The following is a 23,517-nucleotide window of genomic DNA, read 5'->3' on the forward strand; positions in this document are numbered from 1 at the left end:
GAAGCTTCTCAGCACAGATGTTCCTTTCACAGACGGATATCGGATTGTCAGAACCGGATTCGGGCAAAGTCGCCGGTCGGCCGCGACTGGCAGGCGAGGACATAACCGTCGGCCAGGTCGTCCTCGTCGAGGACGCCGGTGTCGGCCATGGTCACCTCGCCCTCGACGACGACGGCCGCGCAGGTTCCGCACTGTCCCTCGCGGCAGGAGTACGGAACGTCGAGACCACGCGTGAGCATCGCCTCCAGCAGGCTCTGCGAGCGTGGCCAGCGGATGGTGTGGGTTGCGCCGTCGGTGTCGATCTCGACCGTCGCCGCATCCGCGTCGGCAGCCACATCCGCATCCGAGTCGGCAGCCGGGGCCGGTGCGGGTGCCGCGAACGGATCGCCAGTCAGCGACCTGAAGACCTCGACGTGGACGTGTGATCGCGGAACGTCGAGTCGACTCAACGCTTCTCGGACAGTTGTCATGAAGCCGGTCGGACCGCAGATGAAGGAGTGACGGTCGGAGAATGTTCGGGCGAACTCGGCGAGCCGTTCAGGAGTCGGCTGCTGCCGGGCCACCTCCAGCCAGTGGATGACCGTCAGCCGGTCGGGATGACGCGACGCGAGATCGCGCAGTTCGTCGGCGAAGATGACGGAGTCGGCGTCGCGGTTCGCATAGACCAATGCCACGTGGCCGGTTCCAGACGCCAACGTCGCCTTCAGGATCGACAGCAGCGGGGTGATCCCGCTGCCCGCACCCCACAGCAGGAGATCGTCATCGAGAGACTCTGGTGTGAAGATCCCGGCCGGGGGCAGGATCTCGATGATGTCTCCTTCGGAGATGTTGTCGCACAACCAGTTGGAGCCGTAGCCGCCGACGGTGCGCTTGACGGTCACCGTCAGACCGGCGTCGGTGACCGGGCAACTCGACAGTGAATAGCATCGCGCGACCGAGCCGCCCCGATCGCTGGGGATGCGCAGGGTCAGGAACTGACCGGGGCGATAGACAAAATCGTGCCTGCGGTTGTCGGGCACCGTGAACACGAGCGACGTGGCGTCACGGGTTTCCTCGATGACCCGGGCGACCCGGGCCGATGCGGAGCGCGGCGGGGCCACGTCGGCGGCAACCGTCGTCATAGGAACCTCCTGGAGTTGCGTTGTCGCCATCGTGGGCGGGGCTGAGTTCGGATGGGCGCACGCATTCTGCTGTCCGGGAGAGATTCGTGCGGACGTCCGCTGAGCGGGAGGACGCAGAGCCCGGGCCGCAGGGCCGCACCTAGGGTCGCCGCCATGGACATCTGCAGTGGGAGTACACGGTGAATCGTCTCTGTGATCAGGTTGTCCTGGTCACCGGGGCCGCCAACGGGATGGGGAGAAGTCATTGCGTGCGGCTTGCCGAGGAGGGGGCACGGATCATCGCGATCGATCTGGAGTCGGCTGCCGACGATCTTGCCGTGACGGCGAAGGAGGTCGACTGGGTCGGTGGCCAATGTGTCTCCGGATTCGCCGACATCCGCGACGTCGATCAGCTCGCGTCGGCGGTGCGTCAGGGCGTCGACCACTTCGGGCGGCTCGATGCGGTGGTCGCCAACGCCGGCATCTATCCGGACGCAGCACCGTCCTGGGAGATCTCCGACGACGACTGGCGGCGCGTGCTGGACATCAACCTGACCGGTGCCTGGCATACCGTGAAAGCAACCGTGCCGCATCTTGTTTCGGGAGGCGCGGTGGTGCTGATCGGGTCCACCAACGCGATCAAGGGATCGGCCGGGACGTCGCACTACTGCGCGAGCAAGCACGGGCTGGTCGGTCTGGCGCAGACCTTGGCGAATGAGCTGGGCCCGAGTGGTATTCGCGTCAACGCCGTGCACCCGGGTTCGGTGGGGACCTCGATGATCCTCAACGACCGCGTGTTCGCCAAGCTCCGACCCGACCTCACGGCGCCGGGAGAACAGGATGCGGAGACCGCTCTTGCGTCGCGTAACCTGCTCGGTGTCGGGTGGGTGAGCCCGGTCGACGTGAGCAACGCGGTGTTGTTCCTGCTCTCGGATGAGGCCCGTTTCGTCACCGGCACAAACGTCGTCGTGGATGCCGGCCTCGTGGCAAAGACGTCGTGATGGGGCGCGTCGAGGGAAAGGTCGCGCTCGTCACCGGGGCCGCACGGGGGATCGGACGGGCGCAGGTGTTGCGGTTTGCCGAAGAGGGAGCGAATGTCATCGCGCTCGACATCTGTCGGCAGGTGGAGACGACTGTCACGCCACCATCGTCTCCCGACGATCTGGCCGAGGTGATCCGACTGGCCCGGGAGCGGGGTGCTCGCGTCGTGCCCGGTATCGTCGATGTGCGCCAGGGGGATCGGCTTCGCGATGCTGTCGATGCCGGGGTGGCAGAACTCGGCAGACTCGACATCGTCTGTGCGACTGCCGGTATCACTTCGAAGGGGCCGGCGGTCGAACTCGACGAGCAGGCGTGGAACACCATGCTCGACGTCAACCTCACCGGCGTGTGGCAGACCTGTAAGGCAGCGGCTCCGCATCTGATCGAACGGCGAAGTGGCGCCATGATCCTGACCAGCTCGATCGCGGGTCTGCGTGGGCTGATGGGTGTCGCCCACTACACCGCGGCCAAACACGGCGTGGTCGGTTTGATGAGGTCGTTGGCGAATGAATTGGCGCCGTACGGCATCCGGGTGAACTCGATACACCCGACCAATGTCGACACGCCGATGATCCAGAACGCGGCGGTGCGCAGTGCGTTCCGTCCCGACCTGGAGAACCCGACGCGCGCCGAGTTCGCCGAGGCGGCCACGACGATGAACATGCTGCCGATTCCGTGGGTCGAGCCCGAGGACATCGCGAACGCCGCGTTGTTCCTCGGCTCCGATGAGGCGCGCTACATCACCGCGGTGACCCTGCCGGTGGATGCGGGGTCGACCCAGCGCTGACCCAGTCCCGAGATCATACGACGATGTGGCCCGGTGCGACCGGGCCACATCGTCGTTGTGCGTCGGAACGGGTTTGGCAGCGTGAATCACGTTGTCACCGCGCGCTATTGCCGATTGACCGTTCGGCGCTGGATCTCCCGGACAGTGGGATGCCCGGCTGGTGTGGGCGATGCGGCGCCGGTGTGATGTGACTGGCACCACATTCCGTCGGTGTCGATCACTCCGTCCCGGCCCGACGTCTACGGGTCTTTGTCCCTGGAAGGTATGCGATGCCTGTACAACCCACTCCGAACGAGGACTCGCTCGCTGATCCCAGATCGGTGACATCTGATGACACCCGAGTCTGGACGCCGCGGCTCGTCTTGGGTCTCGCGTCGATCGTGTTGTTGCTGGAGGTCCTGGCGATCAGCTATCTGATGATCTCCACAGCACTGCCGTTCATCGTCACCCACTATCAGACCACGCAGGGGGCCTGGCTCCTGACGGCGTTCCTCCTGACCGGCGCTGTCACCGCCCCCGTCATCGGTCGCCTCTCGGACATGTTCGGCAAGCGCCGGCTCCTGCTCGGCTGTGTCGCACTCGCCGCCGCCGGATGTCTGTTGTCGGCGATCGCGCCGTCCTATGGCGTGATGATCGCCGGTCGTGCACTGGCCGGATTCCTGGTGCCGTGCCTGTTCCTCGGGTACTCGCTCATCCGAGACGTGTTCCCGCCGAGAGCCGTCGCGTTGGCGGTCAGCATCGCCACGACCGGTATGGGCCTGGTGGCGGTACCCGCGCCGTTCCTCACCGGCTGGCTGATCGACGATTTCGGATTCCGCAGCATCTTTTGGTTTCTGTTCGCCGTCGTGGTGGCGATCGGCTTCGCCATTCTGGTCACGGTCGACGAGTCGCCGCTGCGCGTCCGGACGACCGTTGATCTGGTGGGGGCGGTACTGCTCGGTGCCGGGCTGGCTGGAGTGCTCATCGGCGTCAGTTTCGGTCCGTCCTGGGGGTGGACCGCATCGTCGACGCTGACCTATCTGCTAGGCGGCGCCGCATTGCTGGTGGCGTGGCTGGTGTCGGCCCGGCTCGTGAACGATCCGCTGGTGGATCTCGACGTGCTGCGGCGCCGACCCGTGTATCTCACCACTGTGAGTGCGGGTGTTGCTTATGGGATTTCCGGACTGTTCGCGGTTCTGCTGCCGATGATGGTGATGGTGCCGGGCATGATCGGGCTCGGATATGGCTGGGGCTTGTCGGCCGAGGACTTCGCGCTGTTCCAGCTGCCGATGGTGATCGCCATCGTGGCCGGCGGACTGCTTGTCGGTGTTTTGGTGAGTCGTGGCTTCCCACCGCGACTGTTGATGCTGGCGGGCCTCTCGCTGATGGCGGTCGGCATGCTGGTCGTGGCGTTCAACCACTCGGAGAAGTCGACGATCATCCTGGGAGCGGTGATCCTCGGTCTCGGCCAGGGTATGTCGTACGCGGCTGTGCCGAACCTGGTGATCGAGGCGGTGTCGCCGAAGCTGCAGGCGTGCACGGCCAGCATCGTCGCGGTGAGTCAGAGCATCTTCCCGGCGGTGCTGTCGGTGGTCGCGTTCACCGTACTCAACAACTCGCACGTCGCGATGGTCGCCGAAGGCGCCACGTTCTACGACTCGGACGGGTTCAAGGTGGCCTTCGTCATCGGCGCCATCGTCTCGGTGGTGGGCGCGCTCACGGCGCTGGCCATGCCGCGCCGCGCGGTCGATGAGATCACCGAGACCCCAGGGGTGTTGGGAGCTGCCTGACGGTTGTCACCGGTCCCTGGGGACCTCACCACTCGGTCCCTGAGGACCTCACCATTCGGTCCCTGAGGAGCCTCGCGAGGTACGACTTGCAAGCGTCACCACCTGCTCTCTGAGGAGCCTCGCGAGGTACGAGCGATGTGGCGCCACCCGCTCCCTGAGGAGCCTCGCGAGGAACGAGCGATGCGTCACCACCCGCTCCCTGAGGAGCCTCGCGAGGAACGAGCGATGCGTCACGAAGGGCGGCCCTTCGTGACGCACGCTCACTTCGTTCGCGGGCTCCTCAGGGACCGGGGGGGGGTGAGACTTCGCTCGCGAGCTCGCTTCTCAGAGACTGGGGGCTCACTTCGTGACGCTCGCAGCGTTACCACCTGCTCCTTGAGGAGCCTCGCGAGGTACGAGTGGTGTGGCGCCACCCGCTCCCTGAGGAGCCTCGCGAGGAACGAGCGATGCGTCACGAAGGGCGGCCCTTCGTGACGCACGATCACTTCGTTCGCGGGCTCCTCAGGGACCGGGCCGGGAGTCACTTCGTTCGCGGGCTCCTCAGGGACCGGGCCGGGAGTCACTTCGTTCGCGGGCTCCTCAGGGACCGGGGGTGAGACTTCGCTCGCGAGCTCGCTTCTCAGGGAGCGGGGAAGTTACAGTCGGCGGCCGCCGCGCCCGCTCGACGACCGAAGAATGTGCCGTCGCCCAATGAGGTGCCACTGATGTAGCCCCACGAGTGCAGGCCCGACGTGGCGCGCCCGGCCGCGAAGAGCCCTGGGATGGCCTCCCCGTCGAGATCCAGAACCGCACCGTCGACAGTGGTGCACACGCCGCCGAGTGTGAAGACCTCCGCTCCGCCACCACCGGCGGCACCGTATTCCGGTGGGGCGATGCCCTTACGGACGTCGATGGCGGCGAACGGTGCCTGGAGCGGCCGCAGCCACCGGGTGGACTTGTGGAAGTAGGGATCGATGCCGGCGGCGGCATGGCGGTTGTACTCGGCCACGGTGTTCTGCAGGGCACCGTGTGGCATGCCGATCTCACGTTCGAGTTCGGCGACCGTCTCGGCCACGAAGTGCGGTACCACACCCCACCTCTCGATTTCCGGGACCTCTTCGTATGCCTGTTCGTCGAGGATCACCCATACCCGCAGGCCGTGTTTGAACAGCGCGGCCTGGCCCACCAGCCCGGGGTAGACGTCTTCGTTGATGAACCGCTGGCCGAGGTCGTTGACGATCATCCCGCGCACCATCATCCCCGGGATCAGGGAGATGCCGACCTGACCGGCCGACATGTGCTTGACCGCGGCACCGGCCGCCTGTGCCATCCGGATGCCACGTCCGTCGTCGCCGCCGTCGCTGTTGACCCCCAGCCCGACCAGCTGTGGGGCATGCTGGGAGACCATGTCCGCGTTGTCGGCGAATCCGCCGGTGGTGATGATGACACCGGACCGCGCCCGATAAGTGACCACCTCGCCGAAGTGACGGGCGAGCACCCCGACGATCCGCCCGTCTTCGACGATGAGTCGTGCGGCACCGGTATCGGTGTGCACGGTGACACCCGATGTGGCGATCGCGTCGGCGAGGACACTCATCAACACCTTGCCGCCGAAGCCGTCCGAGGTCACCCGATGCCCTCGGGGTGCGGGTGTGGCGATGTCGCGAAACGGAAAAGCGTTCTCACCCATCCACATCAGACCGTCGTCGGTTGGTGGTACCCACGTCGGCGATTCCCACAGTGACGGCTTGAACGGCACCCCCTGACCGACGAGCCACCGATTGTGGGCGACACTGTCTCGGCAGTAGAGCGAGATCTTCTCGGCGTCGGCATCCGGCCCGAGCGCCGCCAGCAGGAAGCTCTCCATCGCCTCGGGGGTGTCGGAGATTCCGCAGGCCTGTTGGGTGTCGGTGCCGCCCCCGAGGTAGATCTCCCCGCCGGACAGGGCGGCCGAACCGCCGCCGCCGCTCTGGCGCTCCAGCAGTATCGTGTCCGCGCCGGCGGCATCGGCCTCCAATGCGGCCGCCGCACCGGCACAGCCGAATCCGATGACCACGACATCGGTCTCGTGTGTGTACCCGTCGATGGTGGCCGCGTCGACGGGCCGGACGGACGTGGTTGCGTTCATATGATCTCCTCTGGTCGGTGATGAGGTGTTGCGGTTCAATGCGCTTGTGGACAGACGCGAACGCCACCTCATCGGTCCGATGAGGTGGCGTATGCGGCGGGGGAAGCTCCGCTCAATGAGCGGAGCGGTGCAGGAATGCGGAGACGACATTCTCGAAGGCGGTCTTCTGTTCGATCATGGCCCAGTGGCCGCACCGCGGAAAGACATGCAGTTCGGCGTTGGGGATGGTCCGCATCGGGATCAACGCCATGTCGAGGGGACTCACGCGGTCGTCGCGGCCCCATGTGACCAACGTCGGCGCGGTGACCTTGTGCAGCATCGACCACGGTGGTGGCGAATCGGAGTTCTCCATCGCCGCGATCATCGCGGCGAACGCGTCGGAACCGTACATGCGGCGTGCGCTGTCCAGCGTGGCGGGATCGGTGGCTTGTTCCCATCGCTCGTCGATGAGGTCGTCGGTGATCAGCGCCGGGTCATAGACCATGGAGTGCAGCCAGCGCACCAGCCGTTCGCGACTGGGATCATCGGTGAACTCCTGCAGCAGGCGGATTCCTTCCGAGGGACCCGAGCTGAAGATGTTCTTGCCGATTCCGCCGATGGTGACCAAGCGTCCGACGTTCTCCGGGTGGGCGGCGGCGTAGCTCAACGCGACGCCACCGCCCATCGAGTTACCGATGATCGACAGATCGGTGAGAGACAACCCGTCGACCAGCTCGCCGACCGCGTCCAGCGCGGTGACCATCGGATGCGCACCGAAGTCGTCACTGACCCCGAAACCGGGGAACTCCAGCACCAGGCACCGAAAGTGCTGCGCGAAGAACGTGAGGTTGCCGCTGAAGTTGCGCAGGCCGGTGACGCCCGGCCCGGAACCGTGCAACAGCAACAGGTCTGGTCCCGCCCCGATCTCGTGGTAACGCAACGTACCTCGGGACGTGGACATCTCGCGTGTGGTGAGTGCCGGAAGCGTGCTGGTCACCGACGTCACCGGCCCATCGCATAGTCGACGGTCGGGCCTGCGGTCCACCCGCCATCCACCGCCAGCTCGGCGCCGGTCATGTACCCCGCGTCATCGGACAGGAGAAATGCGACGGCACCGGCGATCTCGTCGGGGACCCCGACACGCCCCATCGGTGTGTTGGGATACTTGCCGTCGCCGGTTTCGATGCCGATCGACGACGTCATCGGCGTGTACGTCATGCCGGGATGCACGGAGTTGACGCGGATGTGGTCGGCGGCGAGTTCCACCGCGGTGATCTTGGTGAGTCCCCGGACGCCCCACTTCGAGGCGCCGTACCCACTCGTCAGTGGCAGCCCGGTGAGTCCGGCCGCCGAGGAGATGTTGACGATCGATCCGCCGCCCGCAGCTCGCATCGGGCTGATCGCGGCGCGGATGCCGTTGAACACGCCGAGCAGGTTGATCTCCAGCACTTGCCGGAAGTTCTCGACGGTGTCGTTCTCGATGAACGAGCCGGTCGAGATGCCGGCGTTGTTGACGACGCCGGTGACGGTGCCGAATTCACGCTCGGCGTGGTCGACCGCGGCGGCCCACTGCTCCGGATCGGTGACGTCGAGCCGAACGTAGCGGGCGGAGTCGCCCAGGTCTTCGGCCGTCTGCTTGCCGACATCATCGAGGATGTCGCCGATCACAACTCGGCCCCCGCGGGCGATGATGCGTCGGGCGAAGGCGGCGCCGAGACCGCGGGCGCCGCCGCTGATGACGGCGACCTTTCCGGCCAGTTGTGGTGTGGTCGTGTCGTTCATGAGGTCACTTCCTGAGATGGTGGCCGGCGCGTCGGTTCGACGCGCCGGCTGTCGGTGGCGAGGATGCCCCTGCGTGCGGCCTCCTCGATCGTGTCGCGCAGCGCTGGGCAGGTCGGGATGGCGCTCGTGTGGCCGTCCGCCGCGGTGAGGCGGGCGAACTCGGGGCAGGCACGCTGGGCGTCCCCGAGCCATTGGACGCTCGTGTGGCTGGGGCTGTACTTCTCCACGAGGACCGTGGTTGCGCATGTCCCACAGATCAATTCCTGCATGGCACGCCTCAGTGTCCGGCGGCGGCGCGACGTGCCGCGACGTAGCCGAACACCATCGCGGGTCCGATGGTGGCACCTGCCCCCGCGTAATCGTTGCCCATCACCGCCGCCGAGGTGTTGCCGGTGGCGAACAGTCCGTCGATCGCCGAACCGTCTTCCCGCAACACCCGGGCTTCGGCGTCGTACACGAGGCCACCCTTGGTGCCCAGGTCGCCCGCCCGAATCCGCAGCGCGTAGAAGGGTGCGCGATCGAGCACGTCGAGAGTGGGGTGGGGGAGGCTGGGGTCGCCGTAATAGTTGTCGTAGGCACTGTTCCCGCGACCGTGATCGAGATCCTTTCCGGTACGGGCGAAACCGTTGTACCGCTGCACCGTTTCGATGAGCGCGGCGGCGTCCACCCCGATCTGATCGGCCAATTCGGTCATCGAGTCTGCGGTGTGCAGCAGGCCGCTCTGCATCCACTCATCCGGGAAGGCCTGGCCGGGCATGATCCCGCCGATCGGATACCGGTTCTTGGCGGTGCGATCGAAGATGAACCAGGCCGGTTCGTGGCCGCCGGCCAGTTGGGCATGCACGAACGTCACATAGGGTGCCGCCTCGTTGGTGAACCGTCGGCCGTGCTGGTCGACGATGATGGATCGGGGAATGGACCTCTCGGAGACCAGGACCTGATTGATGCCGTCGGGCCGCTGGAACGACGGCATCCACCAGGCGTCGTCCATCAGGTCGACGGCCGCGCCGATGTCGACTCCGGCGGTGATGCCGTCGCCGGTGTTGTCGACCGAGGCCGCACTGTAGTCGTCCTGCCCGCCCCGGGGCAGGTGGCGTTTGCGCATCTCGTGGTTGTGCTCGAAACCCCCGGTCGCGAGCAACACCCCGGCCCGTGCCCGAATGCGCAGCTGCTCGCCGCGCTGTTCGGCGACGACCCCGAGCACCGCACCGGATTCGTCGGTGATGAGCGACTGCATGGGGGTCTCCAGCAGCAGCGGCACACTGGCGTCGTTCAGCGCCAACCGAAGCCGGGCGATCAACGCACGACCCAACGTGTCCATGTGCCGTCGCAGCACCAGCGCCTTGATGGCTCGCAGCCCGGTCATCAGCGCGGTACGTCGGCCCTTCCAGGTGCGCATCACCATGTTGAGGGCGACGAAGTCCTTGGACGTGATGAACAGGCCGGGCGGTGTGGCCAAAGCGGCAGGCCGCAAACGGTTCTCGTCGTCGCCCAGCGTGCGCAGATCCACCGGCAGCGGTTCGATCGACCGGCCTTCCGGACGTCCTCCGGGACGCTCGGGATGGTAGTCCGAATATCCCGGGCACCACTGGAATCGCAAGTGAGGGCTGATGGTCTCGAGGAACTCGACCATCCGGGGCCCCTCGTCGATGAAGGTGTCGATGTTGGCCGTCGGCACTCGGTCGCCGACCACCGCGTCGAGGTAGGCGCGGACACCTTCACGCGTGTCGACGATCCCGGCACGCTGCAGTGTCGGGTTGTTCGGTATCCAGATCCCGCCGCCGGACAGGGCGGTGCTCCCACCGAATACCGCGGCCTTCTCGATGACCAGGGTGTCCAGTCCTTCGGCGGCGGCGGCCAGCGCGCCGGTGAGGCCGCCCGCTCCGCTGCCCACGACGAGGAAGTCGACCTCGCGGTCCCACGTCGAATCTGTTGCAGCCATGTCGTTCTCCCTGCTCATCGTGCGCGGATGCTGAGGTCGTCGGGCGACCAGATGGCGCGCATGCTGGTGATCTTCGCGTCGTCGTCGAAGGTCATGACGTCGATCGGTTCGACCACGATGGTCTGATCGGCGGTACGAGTGGTGACCCGGAATCCGAAGGCCGCGGTGTCGCCGGCGACACGCAGGTTCAGCAACTCGGCGTCGCAGTCTGCGCCGTCGAGTGCGCCGTAGAACTTCTCGATCGCCGCACGACCCGTATGGACCTCGGAGCCCACCGGGTCCTCGACGGTCGCATCGTCGGCGTAGAGCGCCGCGATGTCCGCGGATGTCCCGCTGCCGATGGTTCTCAGATACTGGGTGACCCGTGAACGGATCAGGTCATTCGGATTCATCGGGACTCCTTGCCAGATGCGGGTACGGGTTCGGTGCTGCAGCTAGGTGACAGCATGTCCAGCACGGCGAGATGGCTGAACAGGACCGAGGCGCCGATCGGGTTGCCGCCGCCCGGATAGACGGTGCCGCTGACCGCGGCCATCGTGTTGCCGGCCGCGTAGAGCCCGGAGATGCGCACGCCGTCCGCATCGAGCACCGCGGCCGCGGTGTCGGTGCGTAGTCCACCTTTGGTGCCGAGGTCGGAGATCCCGAATGCTGCAGCATGGTAGGGCGGTTGGTCGATGGCGACCATCGGCGACTCTCCGCCGGAGAAGGCGCGGTCGTAGGCCTCGTCGCCGCGGCCGAAATCGGGATCGACCCCATCGGCGACGAACTTGTTGAACTTCTCGATGGTGGCGGTGAGCCCGTCGGGGTCCACACCGATCTTCGTCGCCAGGTCCTCGAGGGTGTCTGCGGTGTGCCACAAACCGGCGGCGACGTAGTCGGCAGTGTCCACCATGGAGACGTTCGACGCCTTGACGGGCGGCACGGTGCCCTCGGTGTCGTCGTAGATCATCCAGAACGGGAGGGTCGCCGCACCGTCATCGACGGTGCGGATGATCTCCCGACCGAGACGATCGTAGGGCGCGGATTCGTTGACGAATCGTTGTCCGTCCTGGTTCACGAAGATGCCGCCGGTGAACCACAGCGCAAATGCGGATCGCCCGTCCGGGTGGGTCAGGCCGGGCGACCACCACGCCTGGTCCATCAGGTCCAGATCGGCGCCCGCTGCGATGGCCGCCCGATGTGCCCGGCCGAGGTTTCCCGACGGCCCCATGGTGTCCCGCGCGTGGCCGGGCACGCCGTACTCCGCACGCATCTCGTCGTTCTGTTCGAAGCCGCCGGACGCCAACAGCACCCCGCGCAGTGCTCGGATTGCGTGCCGGCCGCCGTCGCGCTCCACGACCGCGCCGACCACTCGTCGGTCCTCCACGACGAGCTCGACCAGCGGTGAGTTCAGGTGAAGCGTGGCGTTCGGGAAGTCGTTGATGGCCTTGAGGAACCGTCCGATCAAGGCCTGACCGCCGATGAGCACATCCGGCAGCGGGGCGCCGAGCCGGTCCGTGTCCAGCGGGCCACGCAGCGACTCCCGGAGCTCGCCGAGCTCGGCGGCCGGTAGCGGCACCGGGGTGATGTGGCGCTGCCCGTCGAGTCGGGCGCCGGGCGCCGTGCCGAAATAGTCCGGCCACGGGAACATCTCGAACGCGAAATGCGGATCGGTCTCGAGGTACTCGATCACGTCCGAACCTCGGCGCACATAGGTTTCCTGCAGCTCTGTCGGCGTGCGGTCACCCACGACCGCTCGGAAGTACTGCAGCGCCGCCTCGACGGTGTCGTCGGTGCCGGCGCGGCGCAACACCGGGTTGCACGGGAACCACATCCCGCCACCACCGGAGTAGGCGGTGGTGCCGCCGAATTTGTCGGTGGCCTCGACGACAGCCACCCGCTGGCCTTCCCGCGCGGCGGTGTAAGCGCCGGCGAGCCCGCCGCCCGACCCTGCCACGAGGACATCTACTTCCTCATCCCACTGCATCTGTTCCCCTTTCGTGAACTCCCCGCCGACGCTAGGTCAGATCCGGCGGCCGAGCGGTGTGCTCTCCCGATGATCGGGAAGGTCGTCGTGGCGGGCCGCCAATGGGCCGATCAGCGGGAGACATGCTGGTCGCCGACCGCCCGGGGATCTAGCGTCGGCGGTCGACGAGCAGACCGATCGGAAGGCGAAGTCCTGTGAACAGTCCGAACCCATCCTCCACCCCCATGCGTACCGTCGACGTCGTCGTCGTCGGGGCGGGAATTGCGGGACTCTATGCGTTACAAAGGTTTCGACGAGATGGTCACGACGTCCAGGTCTATGAGGCCGGTGGCGGAGTCGGCGGCGTCTGGTATTGGAACCGCTATCCCGGAGCGCGCTGCGACGTCGAGAGTGTCGACTACTCGTACTCCTTCGACGAAGCGCTGCAGCAGGAGTGGGACTGGAGTGAGAAGTACGCGACCCAGCCGGAGATCCTCGCCTACCTCGAACATGTGGCGGACCGCTTCGACCTCATGCGGGACATCGCGCTCAACACCCGGGTCATCGATGTGGCCCTGGACGAGGAGTCGTTGCGCTGGCACATCCGAACCGACACCGGCGACGAGGTGTCGGCCAGATTCTGCGTGCTCGCGCTCGGGCCGCTGTCGAGCGCCAACATCCCGCAGATCCCGGGGCTGGCATCGTTTGTCGGGGACGTGCATCACACATCGTCCTGGCCCCACGAGGGTGTCGATTTCACTGGCAAGCGGGTGGGCGTCATCGGCACGGGATCGTCGGGGATACAGGCTATTCCGCGGATCGCGGCGCAGGCGGACGAGCTGACCGTCTTCCAGCGGACCGCCAACTACAGCATCCCGGCCGGCAATGTCGCGCTCGACGACGCCGACCGCGCGCGGTACAAGGCCGGCTACGCCGAACGGCGGCGCCTCTCCATGGACAGCGGTGGGGGTTCCCCGCATCAACCGCACCCGTCGTCGGCTTTGGCGGTCTCCGATGATGAACGTCGGGACGCATACGAGAAACGTTGGCTCCTCGGCGGTGTGCTGTTCAGCAAGACCTTCCCCGATCAGCTGACCGACCCGGAAGCCAACCACACCGCCCAACAGTTCTGGGAGTCGAAGATCCGTGCCGTCGTCGACGATCCGGCGGTCGCCGACATCCTGATCCCGCACGATCATCCCATCGGTGCGAAGCGAATCTGCACCGATGACAGCTACTTTCAGACGTTCAATCGGCCGAACGTGCAGATCGTCGATGTGCGGTCGACCCCGATCGAGCGGATCACACCGAACGGCATCTGCGTCGACGGCCGCACCGTCGAACTGGATTCACTGGTGCTGGCCACCGGATTCGATGCCATGACCGGATCGGTGGAACGGATCAACATCGTCGGTCGCGGCGGGGAGACCCTCAAACAGGCCTGGAGTGAAGGGCCCCGTACGTACCTGGGGCTCGGTGTCTCCGGCTTCCCGAATCTGTTCAATCTGACCGGTCCGGGCAGTCCCTCGGTGCTCGCGAACATGGTGTTGCACTCCGAGCTACACGTCGACTGGGTGGCGGAGGCGATCTCTGCCCTCGACGCGCACGGGGCAGCGGCCATCGAGGCGCGGAGCGACGCGGTGGACGCCTGGGTGCACGAGTGTTCCGAGCGGGCCGCGCAGACCCTGATGCCCGACGCCAACTCCTGGTATCTCGGTGCGAACATTCCGGGAAAGCCGCGTGTGTTCATGCCCTTCGTCGGCGGATTCGGCGTCTACCGCCAGATCATCGCCGAGGTGGCCGCCGACGGCTATCGAGGGTTCGAGATGCTCGCCGCCGACGACACTGCCGACTGACTGACATCGACACGACGCAGGAGCTCCCCGCTTCGATCCCGGGGAGCTCCTGCGTCCATCGTCGTCGGGCGGCGGTCAGCCCTCGAGGCCGCTGAGGCCGCCCCGAAAGAACAGCAGCGGGATGCCGTCGTCGTCGGCGGACAGCGCCGTGATCGCCGCGACCGCAATGGTGTGGTCTCCGGCTTCGTGCTCCGAGACCAGGTGGCCGTCGATGTGTGCGAGCGCGCCGCTGATCGCGGGTGCACCGTTGTGGGTGGGGGACCAGTCAATGCCGCGGAACTTGTCGGCGCCGCTCACCGCGAACTGGCGGCACATCTCCCGCTGATCTGCAGCCAGGATGTTGATGCAGAGTGCGCCGACGTCCCGGGCAAGCGGCCAGGTGGTCGAGTTGCGGGACGGGCAGAACGACATCAGCGGTGGGTCGAGGGACACGGAGACCACCGACTGGCAGGTGAATCCGATCGGACGCGCACCGTCGTGTGCCGTGACGACCGCCACTCCGGTGGCGAAGTTCCCCCAGACGCGCCGGAGGTTCTCGGCGGTGGGGCTCTCGGCGGTGGGGTCGACCTCATCGTTCGCGATCAGGCCGTCGGTTGCGGCGTCCCGTGTTGTGACGTGTGGTGTCATGGCTCCTCCGAATACTGTTATCCACCACAATGATCCGATCTCGTCATGAAGGTCCGCAACGGGTTGTCCCGGTTAGTGGGGAGTCCGGTGAGATTGTGTTCGCAGGTCACGGGTTTGCGGTTGGTAACATGTGGCCGTGACCTCGGTACCGTCTCGATTCGAGGAGCTGCCCAATCTCCCTCCGACCTCCTGGGCGATTCTCTGCATGCTTGCCTACGAGGAAGAGGTGTCCGGTTACGACATCAAGAAGTGGGCGGACTGGAGTCTTCGGCACTACTATTGGAGTCCCTCGTTCAGCCAGGTCTATTCCGAGCTCAAGCGGATCGAGCAGCACGGATACGCCACCTCGTGGATGGCCGACGGGGAAGGTGGCCGCAACCGACGCGTCTACAAGATCACCGATCCCGGACGTCGAGCGGTGCGGATCTGGGCACTGGATGCCCCCGTCGACCCGCCGATGCTCAAACACGGTGTGGTCCTGCGGGCGGCGTTCGGGCATCTGAGCACGCCGGAGAAGCTGAAAGCGATGTTGGCCGAGCACGTGGCACGGATGGACGAACTGCAGCACCGGGTCTCGATCGACGCGGACGCGGCCGAGGCCGAGCCGGCATGGGCCTACGCACGGATCGCGATGCGGTGGGCGGAGCGCTATTACGCCAGCGAACGGGAGTTGGCGCTCCAACTGATGGACGAGATCGATTCTGCAGAAAAGGTTTTCCGTTCCGGTGCGTCGGCCGGCGAGACGTTCCCCAAGCCGCGGCCGGGTCATTGGCGTGAGGTGGAGCAGCAGGTCCAGGCCAGTGAGCACGACGACTGATCTTCGCTCCACCAGCCGCTGAGTAACGAGCTTGCGAGTTGTCGCTCCCTCATTGCGTATCTGCTCCTTCGATCGAGGGAGCGGATACGCAACGAGCTTGCGACAACGATTCCGAACCTCTCAGCGGCATCGAAGCGCCGACTACCCCTCACTCCACGAGAGTGCGGATGTCAGAACAGGTCTGAGTTCGGGCACGCGCACACAACTGTAGCGATGGCATCGTCATGAACCCGTGGATGGCGCCCGGGTGGTCACGATGAATGATCGGCACGTCGTCGGCCTCGAGTGCTGTCGCGAAGGCGGCACCTTCGGACCAGAGCGGGTCGTGCCCTGCGGTCACGATGATGGTCGGCGGCAGGTCCGCGAGGTCAGCATGAGCCGGTGACGCATGGGGGTGTGACCGGTCCTCGAACGTCGGAACATACTGGTCCCAGTACCACTTCATCGCGCTCGTGGTGTTGTAGTGGCCCTCGCCGAAGCGCACATGGGATTCGGTGGTGAAGTCTGCAGATATCACCGGGTAGAGCAGGACCTGCGCGCGAATGCGAGGGCCCGCGGAATCGCGGGCGAGGATCGCGGTGACGGCGGCGAGATTCCCGCCGGCGCTGTCACCGGCGACCACCAGCCGGGCCGCGTCCGCGCCGAGCTCGTCGGCGTGTTCGGCTGCCCATTTCGCGACGGCGTGGACGTCATGTGCTGCACCGGGCCAGGGGTGCTCGGGTGCGCGCCGGTAGTCCACCGACACGACGACCGCACCGGTTCCGTTCGCGATCGATCGGCACAGGTCGTCGTGAGTGTCCAGGTCGCAGAACACGAATCCGCCACCGTGGGCGAAGACGATGAGGGCGGTGCGCTCCGCGGGGAACGGGTCGACGGGATGGTAGATGCGTGCGGGGATGTCGCCGGCCGGTCCGGGAATCCTGCGGTCGCGGACCGAGGCGACCGGGATGGGATCGGAGTTGGGCTGCAGCCGTGCGCGTATCGCGGCCCGTGCCTGCGCGCCGGTCATATCCTCGACACGTGGGAATCCGTCGTTGAGCAAGGGCAGGATGGCCGCGACCTCGGGATCGATCATCGCGCCACCGGCACCGGGGTCATGCCGAGCGAGCCGTTCACCGGTCCCATCCGCAGCTGATGACGACGTTGCAGTGTGGGAACCACTCGGGCAGAGCCGCTCTCGAGGTTGCGCCAGATGCCCAGCGCCGTCATCCGCACGGGTGCGGCCAACCGATGGTCGAACGTCATCCGATCGGCCGGCCCGCACACCGACACCGCGGCCACGGCGTCGTCGATCTCCCCGATCGGCGCTGCGACACAACCGATACCGGCCAATGACTCCTCGCGCTCGTAGGCCACTCCGTACGCGCGCACCTTCGCGAGCTCGGTGTCGAGGCGCGTGGTACTCGAGATCGAGTATCTCGTCTTCTGGGCCAACGGTTCGCCACGACCAGCACAGTCGCGAGAGTCGGTGAATGCCAGGATCGCTTTGCCGACGGCGGTGCAGTGGGCGGGCTGACGTGAGCCCACCCGGGTCGGCACCGATGCGGCCAGAGCGCCACCGATCTTCTCCAGGTAGACCACGTCGGGTCCGTCGAGAATCGCAAGGTGGACCACGAATCCGGTCGCGCGATGCAGTTCGTGCAGGTAGGGCATCGCGGCTGCGTGCAGTCGATCCTGATGGACGGCGATCGAACCGAGTTCCATCAACCGGATGCCGAGTTCGTAGTCACGACCCTGCCGTCGCAGCCAGCGCAGATGCACGAGGCTCTCCAGGATGCGGTGTGCCGACGACCTCGGCAGGCCGGTGCGTCGAACAATCTGGGCGAGGGTGAGTCGGCCCGGCCCGTCGAACGCGTCGAGCACGAGTGAAGCGCGGTCCAGCACCGCGTTAGGGGTGGTGGAGTCGATGTTGATGGTCATGAGCACCTCCATGGGGCTGACGAAGGGAGGAGCAATATGCCTAGTAGGTATATGCCGATTAGGAATATACGTTGTGCTCGCCGTCACATCAAGTCCCTGGCCGGTGAACGACGGGGAGCGCCCCACCCGAGTGGGTGAGACGCTCCCGTACCGCGGGCTGCCGACTACATCGCGGCGAGCGGTTCGCTGCCCGACCAGTCGTGACCCCAGTAGCTGTCGGCGGTGATCTCCTCGGCCGTGTAGTGGGCCTCGTCGACCTTCATGCCCTCGGTACCGAACTCGATGTCCCAGCCACCGGGTGCCCGGACGTAGAACGAGACCATCTTGTCGTTGGTGTGGCGGCCCAGCGTCGACGACACCGCGAAGCCGTCCTTGACGACGCGGTCCAGCGCCTGGCCGACGGCATCGAGGGAGTCCACCTCGACCATCACGTGGATGAGTCCGGGCGCGCCACCGTGCGGAGCGGGGCACAGCGCGAGGCTGTGATGGCGCTCGTTGACGCCCAGGAAGCGGATGCGCATCGGGCCGAACTCCGGCGGCGCGGGCAGCCGCATGGCGCCGCGCGGCAGGAAGCCGAGCACCTCGGTGTAGAAGTCGAACGCGCCGGCGGGATCGGTCGTCGGGAGCACGACGTGGCCCAGGCCGTGGGCGCCGGTCACAAACTGCGCGCCGAACGGCGTGACGATCGGACTGTGGTCCAGCACGGGGCCGTGGAAGATCTCCACAGTGGCGCCCGTCGGATCGGTGAAGGAGATGACCTCCTCGACCCGACGTGACTCGGCCTCCTCGATCGACAGTGGCTTCACCGCGACGCCGGCCCGCTCCAGGGTCGCCTGCACCCGCGCGAGTGTCGCACCGTCGCGCACTTCCCAGCCGATGTCGACGACCTCGTCGGTCTCGCCGGGGACGATGACGATGCGTGCGGCGCGTTCGTCCATCCGCAGATACAGCGCGTCCTCGTCGGGTCCGCTGCCCTCGGCAAAGCCGAGCACGTCGAAGGCGAAGGTGCGCCACCGTGCGATGTCATTGGTCTGGATCTTGATGTAGCCGAGACCCTTGATCTCTGTCATGTCGATTCCTCTGTCGATGATGATGATGGTGTGTCGTGGCGGATTGGGGTGCGGGCGATCAGATCATCTTCTGCAGCGCCTCCGGCGGCTCGACGCCGAGTGAGCTGAGCGCCGAGGCGTGGTAGACGGTGCTGGGCACGTGGATCGCGTGATTGAGGCCGGCATGCGCGTCGCGCCAGAACCGCTGCAGCGGCTTGTCCATCCGCAGTGCGTTGCCGCCGGAACGCGCGAAGATCTGATCCACCGCCATCACCGCACGCCAGGCAGCACGCACCTGGGTGCGCCGGCCCGCCGCCCGCTGTTCGAACGACACCTCGTTGCCGGCATCGACGATGTCCCACATCGTGTCCACGGTGGCCAGCAACTCCTGGCGGGCTGCATTGATGTCGGCGGCGGCCTCGCCCACCGCGAACAGCACGTAGGGATCGTCCTTGATCGCGGTGCCCTGTGCGCCAACCCGATCGCGCTGATAGTCGAGATGTGCGGCGAGCGCGCCCTCGGCGATCCCGATCACCGCCGACGAGATGCCCAGCGGGAACATGTTCGACCAGGGCATCTTGTAGAGAGTTTCGGTGACGCCATACTCGCGCTGCGCTGTGCCGTCGATGACGTGATCGCCGTTCATCACGCGGTAGTCGGGGACGAAGGCGTCCTTGACGATGATGTCCTTGGAGCCGGTGCCCTTGAGGCCCACGACGTTCCACGAGTCGTCGACGATCTGGTAATCGCTGCGCGGCAGGATCATGTGCAGCATGGTCGGCGGCAGGGCCATGTCGCCCTCCGCGGTGCCGAGCATCGCGCCGAGGAAGATCCAGTCGCAGTGATCGGTGCCCGAGCTGAACTGCCAGCGGCCGTTGAAGATGTAGCCGCCGTCGACGGGCACGGCGATCCCGGTCGGTGCGTACGGCGAGGCCATCCAGGTGTCGCCGTCGGTGCCCCAGACCTCCTCCTGCACGCGGGGATCGGCGAAGGCGAGCTGCCACGGGTGAACGCCGACGATGCCGCACACCCAGCCGGTCGCGCCGTCGAGGGCGGCGGCGGCCATCACCGTCTCGGCGAACTCACGGGGATGGGCTTCGTAGCCGCCGTACTTCTTGGGCTGCAGCAGGCGGATCGGACCCGCCGCCTTGAGCTTCTTGGCGGTCTCGTCGGGTAGTTGGCCGAGTCGTTCGGCCTCGTCGGCTTGGCCGCGGATCTCCTCGGCCAGTGCGGTGATGTTCTCGAGTGCTTCGTTCATGGTGTCTTTCTCGCTTTCTCGGTGGGTGGTGGGTTCATCCCGATCCCTGAGGAGATCCGGAGCGCTAGCGGGAAGTTGTCATCCCGATCCCTGAGGAGATCCGGAGCGCTAGCGGGAAGTTGTCATCCCGATCCCTGAGGAGATCCGGAGCGCTAGCGGGAAGTTGTCATCCCGATCCCTGAGGAGATCCGGAGCGCTAGCGGGAAGTTGTCATCCCGATCCCTGAGGAGATCCGGAGCGCTAGCGGAGGATCGTCACGAAGGGGCCCTTCGTGACGCTTCGCTCGTTCCTCGCGAGGCTCCTCAGGGACCGAAGGGGGTGACGCTTCGCTCGTTCCTTGCGAGGCTCCTCAGGGGGCGAGTGGGGTGACGCTCGGCTAGCGCCTCGCTCCTCAGGGACCGAGAGGGTGACGCTTCGCCTCAGGGCCGGGGGCTCGTCAGGAACTGCGGCGACGTCAGGTGTGGGCTTGCAGCGTCGTGCCATCGGCGATGTTCTGCGCGACCTCGGCCTCCCAGCTCTGCACTGCGCGTTCGGTGTCGATCTCGAACTCGAACCGGTTGGTCATGTCGTCGGTGACGTCCTCGACGTCGACGTAGAACTGTTCGTACCAGCGGCGCAACTGGTACACCGGGCCGTCCTCCTCCGAGAGCAGCGGATTGTCGATGGGCGCCTTGTTCTTCCAGATCTCGATGTCCTGCTCGAAGCCCATCTCGACGCCCTGGGCGAACTGTGCGGCCATCCCGGACGCCATCTCGTCGGACATGCCCTCAGGCTTCTTGACCATCGCGCCGTACTGCAGCACAAAGGAATTCGACGTCACCGGATAATGGCAGTTGATCAGGACGGTTTCGATGGTCATGCCCTGCGCCTCGCTCCACAGCCAGTCGATCATGTACGACGGGCCGAAATAGGAGGCGTCGGACCGCAGGGTCGAGTTCGGGTCGTCGTAGTTGGTGCCGACCTCGATGTCGTGGCGCGGAGTGGACCGCATGTACTGGGTCGCGGTGTGGCCTTCGAAGACGTTCTTGAAATACCGCGGGAACGCGTAGTGCACGTAGAAGAAGTGCGCCATGTCCACCACGTTGTCGACGATCTCGCGGCAATGCGACCCCTCGACCAGGATCGAGTTCCATGTCCAGTCGGTCCACTCCGGGCTGCCGAAGCCTTCGATGACCGGAATCGTCACGTCGTCAGTGGGTTTGCTGCCCTGCGGGTCATGCCACACGAAGAGTTGGCCGTTTCGCTCCAGCGTCGGCCAGGAGCGCGTCTTGGCCACCGGTGGTACCCGTTTGGCGTAGGGGATGTCGGTGCACCGGCCGTTGCCGCCCCATCGCCAGTCATGGAAGGGACAGGCGATCGAGTTTCCCTTGATGGTGCCGAGCGCGAGGTTGCCGCCCATGTGTCGGCAGTACGCATCGAGGATATGGAGCTTTCCCGTCTCCTGGGCTCCGAAGACCACCAGCGTGGTGCCGAATGCCTTCACCTCGTGCGGTTGGCCGTCGCGGAACGTGTCGAGCAGTCCGAGACAGTGCCAGCCCCGGGCGAAGCGGGTCGGCGCGGCCGCCGCCTCGATCGTCCTGAATTCCTCTGCTTGCGATGGTGATTGACCATGTGTCCTGTGATCCAGCATCGAGACCTCCAACTCTCCAGACGTACTGGCGTGACGATGTCGATGGTCGTCGGGCCGGGCCGGTCGGGAGGCGCGGTCTCCCGTTCAGCGGACGGCGATTTCCGTCTTCCCGCTCAGCGGGTGCGAATTCCCGCCGCGAGCGGGACGTCTGGTGGTATCGCTGGGGTAGTGACCCCAGACGCCGGCGATAAGTATGGCGGCGAGTACAGCGAGGAGAACCGCGATGCAGCGATACACAGGACGACGAGTTCTGATCACCGGTGGCGGATCCGGGATCGGTCAGGCGACCGTGCTGCGGATGCTCGACGAAGGTGCCGACGTCGTCGCGGCCGACATCAGCGAGGCCGGTCTCGCCGACACCAAGAGCAAGGCGGGGGCATCGTCGAAGCTGACGACGATCGTGGTCAACGTCGCCGACGAAGCGTCGGTCCGTGCGGGCGTCGCGGCCGCGGTCGAGGGCCTCGGCGGACTCGACGTCCTGGTCAATGCCGCGGGAATACTGCGGTCCGCCCACACCCATGAGTTGTCACTGGAGCAGTTCGAGTCGGTCATCCGCATCAACCTGACCGGCACGTTCCTGATGATCCGCGAAGCCATCCCGGCGCTACGACAGGGTACGTCGCCGGCGGTCGTGAACTTCAGCTCAACGTCCGCCGCCTTCGCGCACCCGTACATGGCCGCCTACGCCGCGAGCAAGGGTGGCATCCAGGCGATGACGCACGCGTTGGCCTCCGAGTACGGGAAGGTCGGCATCAGGTTCACTGCGGTCCAGCCGGGCTCCATCTCGTCGGGCATGACCGACGGCAGTGGGGCCAGCGCGCAGAGCGTCGGACCCGGATTGCCCGAGGACGCCGACTTCTCGCTGTTTCCCGCGCCGCTGTTGTTCGGCGGTGGGTTTGCGCCACCGGAGACGGTGGCCGGCGTGGTCGCCATGCTCGCGAGCGAGGACGCAGCCTTCATCACCGGAACCGAGGTTCGCGTGGACGGTGGCTCACACGCCTGACCCAGGGGCATGTCGCCAATCCGCAACATGTTCTAAACTAGAACACGTTCACTCTACCGAGAAGGAGTCGAAGTGGCGGTCGACCAGGCAGTTCGTGAGCAGATCGCCTCCGATCTGTGGAACGCGGAGCGGACCGCGGTCGCCGTCGACCGTCCGACCGATTCGTACTCTGACCTCGATGTCGTCGACGCCTACGAGATCCAGCTGATCAACATTCGCAAGCGCCTCGACGCGGGGGCCAAGGTCGCCGGGCACAAGGTGGGGCTGGCATCCGAGGCGATGCAGAAGATGATGAACGTCGACGAGCCTGACTACGGCCATCTGCTCGACGAGATGCAGTACTTCGAGTCCACGCCCATCGACGCCAAGAAACTGTGCTTTCCTCGCGTCGAGGTGGAGGTCGGGTTCATCCTGGGCAAAGACCTGCCCGGCGCGGGCTGCACCAACGAGGACGTGATCGAGGCGGTCGAATGGGTGGTGCCGTCGATCGAGCTCATCGACTCACGCATCAAGGATTGGAAGATCACCCTGTGCGACACGATCGCCGACAATGCGTCGTCGTGCGGCTGGATTCTGGGGGAGCAGCGTGTCCCGATCAGCGAGATCGACACCGGCGACATCGACGCGGTGCTGCACCGTAATGGGGAGATCGTCGCGAAGGGCAACTCGTCGGCGGTGCTCGGCCACCCGCTCAACGCCGTGTCGTGGTTGGCGCGCAAGGTGGAGAGCTTCGGGGTGCGGTTGCGTAAGGGTGATGTGATCCTGCCCGGTACCGCGACGCGGGCGATCGACATCAGTTCGGGGGATCACTTCGTTGCCGAGTTCGCCGGGCTCGGCTCGGTCACTCTCGACTTCGACTAGCAGTCTTTTCGGTCCCTGAGGAGGGAGCTTGCGAGCGTCACGTG

21 protein-coding genes are annotated in these 23,517 nt (G+C 66.1%); 7 read left to right on the forward strand and 14 right to left on the reverse strand.

Features of this window, described 5'->3' with window-relative positions:
- Positions 1-47: 47 nt before the first annotated feature.
- Positions 48-1,121, reverse strand: coding sequence for a 2Fe-2S iron-sulfur cluster-binding protein (locus ACVT6V_RS08835; protein WP_489899432.1), 1,074 nt, complete (start codon positions 1,119-1,121; stop codon positions 48-50).
- A gap of 179 nt (positions 1,122-1,300) precedes the next feature.
- On the opposite strand from ACVT6V_RS08835, the gene ACVT6V_RS08840 reads away from it, so the two are divergent.
- The 3 genes from ACVT6V_RS08840 to ACVT6V_RS08850 all read left to right on the forward strand — a co-directional run bounded on the left by ACVT6V_RS08840 (position 1,301) and on the right by ACVT6V_RS08850 (position 4,697).
- The gene (locus tag ACVT6V_RS08840) at positions 1,301-2,101 is read left to right on the forward strand and encodes a mycofactocin-coupled SDR family oxidoreductase (protein WP_489899433.1); all 801 of its coding nucleotides are present in this window, start codon (positions 1,301-1,303) and stop codon (positions 2,099-2,101) included.
- Positions 2,101-2,928 (forward strand): mycofactocin-coupled SDR family oxidoreductase, encoded by an 828-nt coding sequence (locus ACVT6V_RS08845; RefSeq protein WP_489899434.1) that lies wholly within the window; start codon positions 2,101-2,103, stop codon positions 2,926-2,928. Before ACVT6V_RS08840 ends, ACVT6V_RS08845 begins: the two co-directional genes overlap by 1 nt.
- Positions 2,929-3,197: 269 nt before the next feature.
- The gene (locus ACVT6V_RS08850; RefSeq protein ID WP_489899435.1) at positions 3,198-4,697 is read left to right on the forward strand and encodes an MFS transporter; all 1,500 of its coding nucleotides are present in this window, start codon (positions 3,198-3,200) and stop codon (positions 4,695-4,697) included.
- Positions 4,698-5,316: 619 nt separating this feature from the next.
- Here ACVT6V_RS08850 and ACVT6V_RS08855 read toward each other — a convergent pair.
- The 7 genes from ACVT6V_RS08855 to ACVT6V_RS08885 form a co-directional block, all read right to left on the reverse strand.
- Positions 5,317-6,804, reverse strand: a complete 1,488-nt coding sequence (locus ACVT6V_RS08855; RefSeq protein WP_489899436.1) for an FAD-dependent oxidoreductase — start codon at positions 6,802-6,804, stop codon at positions 5,317-5,319.
- A gap of 112 nt (positions 6,805-6,916) precedes the next feature.
- The gene (locus ACVT6V_RS08860) at positions 6,917-7,744 is read right to left on the reverse strand and encodes an alpha/beta fold hydrolase (protein ID WP_489900758.1); all 828 of its coding nucleotides are present in this window, start codon (positions 7,742-7,744) and stop codon (positions 6,917-6,919) included.
- A 41-nt stretch (positions 7,745-7,785) separates the two neighbouring features.
- Complete coding sequence (locus ACVT6V_RS08865) at positions 7,786-8,565, reverse strand: glucose 1-dehydrogenase (protein WP_489899437.1); 780 nt, start codon at positions 8,563-8,565, stop codon at positions 7,786-7,788.
- Positions 8,562-8,834 (reverse strand): hypothetical protein, encoded by a 273-nt coding sequence (locus ACVT6V_RS08870; protein ID WP_489899438.1) that lies wholly within the window; start codon positions 8,832-8,834, stop codon positions 8,562-8,564. Before ACVT6V_RS08870 ends, ACVT6V_RS08865 begins: the two co-directional genes overlap by 4 nt.
- A gap of 8 nt (positions 8,835-8,842) precedes the next feature.
- Entirely contained in the window at positions 8,843-10,507 is a 1,665-nt protein-coding gene (locus ACVT6V_RS08875; RefSeq protein WP_489899439.1) for an FAD-binding protein, read from the reverse strand.
- Positions 10,508-10,521: 14 nt separating this feature from the next.
- On the reverse strand, positions 10,522-10,899 hold the full coding sequence (locus ACVT6V_RS08880) for a nuclear transport factor 2 family protein (RefSeq protein WP_489899440.1): 378 nt from the start codon (positions 10,897-10,899) through the stop codon (positions 10,522-10,524).
- Complete coding sequence (locus ACVT6V_RS08885; RefSeq protein ID WP_489899441.1) at positions 10,896-12,473, reverse strand: FAD-binding protein; 1,578 nt, start codon at positions 12,471-12,473, stop codon at positions 10,896-10,898. The genes ACVT6V_RS08880 and ACVT6V_RS08885 overlap by 4 nt, the downstream gene beginning before the upstream one ends.
- Before the next feature lie 224 nt (positions 12,474-12,697).
- On the opposite strand from ACVT6V_RS08885, the gene ACVT6V_RS08890 reads away from it, so the two are divergent.
- Entirely contained in the window at positions 12,698-14,308 is a 1,611-nt protein-coding gene (locus tag ACVT6V_RS08890) for a flavin-containing monooxygenase (RefSeq protein WP_489899442.1), read from the forward strand.
- A gap of 75 nt (positions 14,309-14,383) precedes the next feature.
- On the opposite strand, the gene ACVT6V_RS08895 is transcribed toward ACVT6V_RS08890, so the two are convergent.
- A complete protein-coding gene (locus ACVT6V_RS08895) occupies positions 14,384-14,935 on the reverse strand; it encodes a flavin reductase family protein (protein ID WP_489899443.1) in 552 nt (183 codons plus the stop codon).
- A 136-nt stretch (positions 14,936-15,071) separates the two neighbouring features.
- On the opposite strand from ACVT6V_RS08895, the gene ACVT6V_RS08900 reads away from it, so the two are divergent.
- On the forward strand, positions 15,072-15,752 hold the full coding sequence (locus ACVT6V_RS08900; RefSeq protein ID WP_489899444.1) for a PadR family transcriptional regulator: 681 nt from the start codon (positions 15,072-15,074) through the stop codon (positions 15,750-15,752).
- 148 nt (positions 15,753-15,900) lie between these two features.
- On the opposite strand, the gene ACVT6V_RS08905 is transcribed toward ACVT6V_RS08900, so the two are convergent.
- From ACVT6V_RS08905 to ACVT6V_RS08925, 5 genes are all read right to left on the reverse strand, one after another.
- Positions 15,901-16,827: an alpha/beta hydrolase gene (locus ACVT6V_RS08905; protein ID WP_489899445.1), complete on the reverse strand. Its 927-nt coding sequence runs from the start codon at positions 16,825-16,827 to the stop codon at positions 15,901-15,903.
- Positions 16,824-17,672: an IclR family transcriptional regulator gene (locus tag ACVT6V_RS08910; RefSeq protein WP_489899446.1), complete on the reverse strand. Its 849-nt coding sequence runs from the start codon at positions 17,670-17,672 to the stop codon at positions 16,824-16,826. The genes ACVT6V_RS08905 and ACVT6V_RS08910 overlap by 4 nt, the downstream gene beginning before the upstream one ends.
- 164 nt (positions 17,673-17,836) lie before the next feature.
- Positions 17,837-18,742 carry a biphenyl-2,3-diol 1,2-dioxygenase gene (gene bphC, locus ACVT6V_RS08915; RefSeq protein WP_489899447.1) on the reverse strand — a complete coding sequence of 302 codons (906 nt, stop codon included), beginning with the start codon at positions 18,740-18,742 and terminating at the stop codon, positions 17,837-17,839.
- A gap of 58 nt (positions 18,743-18,800) precedes the next feature.
- Entirely contained in the window at positions 18,801-19,979 is a 1,179-nt protein-coding gene (locus ACVT6V_RS08920) for an acyl-CoA dehydrogenase family protein (RefSeq protein WP_489899448.1), read from the reverse strand.
- A gap of 454 nt (positions 19,980-20,433) precedes the next feature.
- Positions 20,434-21,609 carry a 3-ketosteroid-9-alpha-monooxygenase, oxygenase component gene (locus ACVT6V_RS08925; protein ID WP_489899449.1) on the reverse strand — a complete coding sequence of 392 codons (1,176 nt, stop codon included), beginning with the start codon at positions 21,607-21,609 and terminating at the stop codon, positions 20,434-20,436.
- A gap of 223 nt (positions 21,610-21,832) precedes the next feature.
- Here ACVT6V_RS08925 and ACVT6V_RS08930 point away from each other — a divergent pair, with 223 nt between their 5' ends.
- Entirely contained in the window at positions 21,833-22,612 is a 780-nt protein-coding gene (locus ACVT6V_RS08930; protein ID WP_489899450.1) for an SDR family NAD(P)-dependent oxidoreductase, read from the forward strand.
- Positions 22,613-22,684: 72 nt separating this feature from the next.
- On the forward strand, positions 22,685-23,473 hold the full coding sequence (locus ACVT6V_RS08935) for a 2-keto-4-pentenoate hydratase (RefSeq protein ID WP_489899451.1): 789 nt from the start codon (positions 22,685-22,687) through the stop codon (positions 23,471-23,473).
- The last annotated feature ends 44 nt before the right edge of the window (positions 23,474-23,517 follow it).

It is taken from the genome of Gordonia sp. LMA167, assembly GCF_058130025.1.